The sequence below is a fragment of the Allobosea sp. genome, from assembly GCF_048595345.1.
Classification (GTDB): domain Bacteria; phylum Pseudomonadota; class Alphaproteobacteria; order Rhizobiales; family Beijerinckiaceae; genus Allobosea.
Map to the genome: position 1 here is coordinate 1 of NZ_JBMDWH010000192.1, position 2502 is coordinate 2502.

Annotated in this window: 4 protein-coding genes; 1 reads left to right on the forward strand and 3 read right to left on the reverse strand. The window is 67.1% G+C overall.

Features of this window, described 5'->3' with window-relative positions:
• Positions 1 to 118: 118 nt before the first annotated feature.
• Positions 119 to 877 (reverse strand): SDR family oxidoreductase, encoded by a 759-nt coding sequence (locus tag ACOJTB_RS16940; RefSeq protein ID WP_420103699.1) that lies wholly within the window; start codon positions 875 to 877, stop codon positions 119 to 121.
• Between the two features lie 136 nt (positions 878 to 1013).
• Here ACOJTB_RS16940 and ACOJTB_RS16945 point away from each other — a divergent pair, with 136 nt between their 5' ends.
• The gene (locus tag ACOJTB_RS16945; protein WP_420103700.1) at positions 1014 to 1475 is read left to right on the forward strand and encodes a hypothetical protein; all 462 of its coding nucleotides are present in this window, start codon (positions 1014 to 1016) and stop codon (positions 1473 to 1475) included.
• Positions 1476 to 1554: 79 nt separating this feature from the next.
• Here ACOJTB_RS16945 and rpsI read toward each other — a convergent pair whose 3' ends face one another.
• Positions 1555 to 2034 (reverse strand): 30S ribosomal protein S9, encoded by a 480-nt coding sequence (gene rpsI / locus ACOJTB_RS16950; RefSeq protein ID WP_420103701.1) that lies wholly within the window; start codon positions 2032 to 2034, stop codon positions 1555 to 1557.
• Positions 2035 to 2036: 2 nt separating this feature from the next.
• Entirely contained in the window at positions 2037 to 2498 is a 462-nt protein-coding gene (gene rplM, locus ACOJTB_RS16955; RefSeq protein WP_420103702.1) for a 50S ribosomal protein L13, read from the reverse strand.
• Between the last annotated feature and the right edge of the window lie 4 nt (positions 2499 to 2502).

A 2502-nucleotide genomic window follows, 5' to 3' on the forward strand; every position in this document is an offset into this window, starting at 1 on the left:
AAGGCGATGCGCCGCCCGCTCGGCAGGTCTCGGCGCGCCAGCATCATCAGCGCGGGCACCGCGATCATGACGAAGCCGAGCAGCGTCAGGAGAATGCGCATCGTCGCCCTCCCCGGCCTCAGCGGCCGCCGCCGACGCGCAGCACCGACCCCACGACGTAGGAAGCCGCTTTCGACATCGCGAAGAGAACCATCTCGGCGATTTCCTCCGGCTGCGCCGCGCGGCGCAGCGGAATGGAGGGCGCGATGCGTGCGACACGGCCGGGCTCGCCGGAGGAGAGCGCGTGGATGTCGGTCTCCGTCATGCCGGGCGCCACCGCGTTGACGCGGATGCCGGAGGGGGCGAGCTCGCGCGCGAGGCCGATGGTGAAGGAATCGATCGCGCCCTTCGAGGCGGCATACCAGACGAACTCGTCGGGCGAACCGAGCCCGGCGGCGATCGAGGAGATCATGACGATCGAGCGATTGGGAGCCTGGCTGTGAGCCAGCAGCGCGCGGGTGGCCTCCCGCGCAACCAGGATCGCGCCCGTGACGTTGACGTCGATACAATGCGCGATCACGGCCGGATCGGCCTCGGCCAAGCGGCTCGACGGGCCGGTGATGCCGGCATTGACGACGACCTGCGTCAGCGGGCCGAGCGCCTGCGCCGCGTCAGTGAAGACCCGCGCGATCTCGTCCTGCCGTGCCATGTCGCCCTGAACCGCGACGGCCTTCGCGCCGGCAGCCTCGCAGGCGTCCACCACCTCGGCGGCGGCCGCCCCATTGCTCTGGTAGTTGACCGCGACGTCATAGCCGCGCGCAGCGGCCATGATGCAAATGGCCGCACCGATGCCGCGGCTGCCGCCAGTGACGAGAAGAACGGGGCGCTTGATCGCCATCTTTAGACCTCAATCCGGCTGGATCACCGCGAGCCCGGCAGCGATCTGTCTCTTGACGGGAGCATCGCATGCATCCGGAGCTGCCGGTTCGGATCGACGGCAAGAGGATCGAGCACAGGAGCAGAAGAGGCGCCCCATGGCTGCAAGCAATGTCCATGTCGCAAGATTGAACGATCTCCTGGCGAAATGGAAAGCCTTTCGCGCCGCACTTCCCGAGCAGGAGCGATACTGCCAGATCCGCCTCGATCTCTATCAGGTACGGAATGCCGGCTGGGCTAAGAATCCCCCCATCACCGTCTGGCCCGCAAGCCTCATCGACCCCGACGACGGCATGATGGCCGCCGTCGAACATTACTTCCTCTGTCGCTGCTGGGTCGGGACCGGGGTCTATCCGGCCTGGGAGATGCGGGCGATGAACACCATCTACGATCTCGGCAAGGTCGCCGGCGTGACGCCTCGGCACAACCCCAACAAGGCCCCGACCCCGCCTTCGGCGTTGCAGATGGCGGCCAAGGAAGCGGGAGTGCGGGATGGCGAGCGTGATCTCGCGAAATGGGGCAAGAGCGCCCCTCTCGTGGCAAAGCCGCCCACCTATTGAGCGAGCGGCGGAGCACTTGGCAGACAAAGAAAAAGGGGCCGGCGAAAGCCGGCCCCTTTTCCATTCGATCCCAGACGGGTCAGCGCTTCGAGAACTGGAAGCTGCGGCGGGCCTTGGCCTTGCCGAACTTCTTACGCTCGACGACGCGCGAGTCGCGGGTCAGGAAGCCTTCCTTCTTGAGCGGGCCGCGAAGCTCCGGCTCGTAGTGGGTCAGCGCCTTGGAGATGCCGTGGCGCACCGCGCCGGCCTGGCCGGAGAGACCGCCGCCCTTGACCGAGACGACGACGTCATACTGCGTGACGCGATCGACCAGCTGCAGCGGCTGCTTGAGCACGAGACGCAGCACCGGGCGGGCGAAGTAGATCTCCTGATCGCGGCCATTGACCGTGACCTTGCCGGAGCCGGGCTTGATCCAGACGCGGGCGATGGCGTTCTTGCGCTTGCCGGTGGCATAGGCGCGGCCCTGCGCGTCGACCTTCTTGACGTGGACGGGAGCGGCGGGCTGCTCCGGCTTGGCGACGTCGCCGAGCTGGGAGAGGGACTGAAGAACCTCGGCCATGGTCAGACCCTCTTGTTCTTGCTGTTGAGCGCGGCGACGTCGAGCGCCTCCGGCGACTGGGCGGCGTGCGGATGCTCGGTGCCCTTGTAGACGCGCAGATTGCCGAGGATCTGGCGGAAGAGCGGGCCGCGCGGCAGCATGCGCTCCACGGCCTTCTCGACGACGCGCTCGGGGAAGCGGCCTTCCAGGATGAACTTGGCCGAACGCTCCTTGATGCCACCCGGGAAGCCGGTGTGGTGATAGTAGTTCTTCTGCTCGCGCTTGCGGCCGGTGAAGGAGACCTTCTCGGCGTTGATCACGATGACATTGTCGCCGCAGTCGACGTGGGGGGTGTAGGCGGCCTTGTGCTTGCCGCGCAGACGCATCGCCACCACGGAGGCGAGACGGCCGACGACGAGCCCGGAGGCGTCGATCACAACCCACTTCTTTTCGACATCGGCGGGCTTGAGCGAGACGGTCTTCATCGCG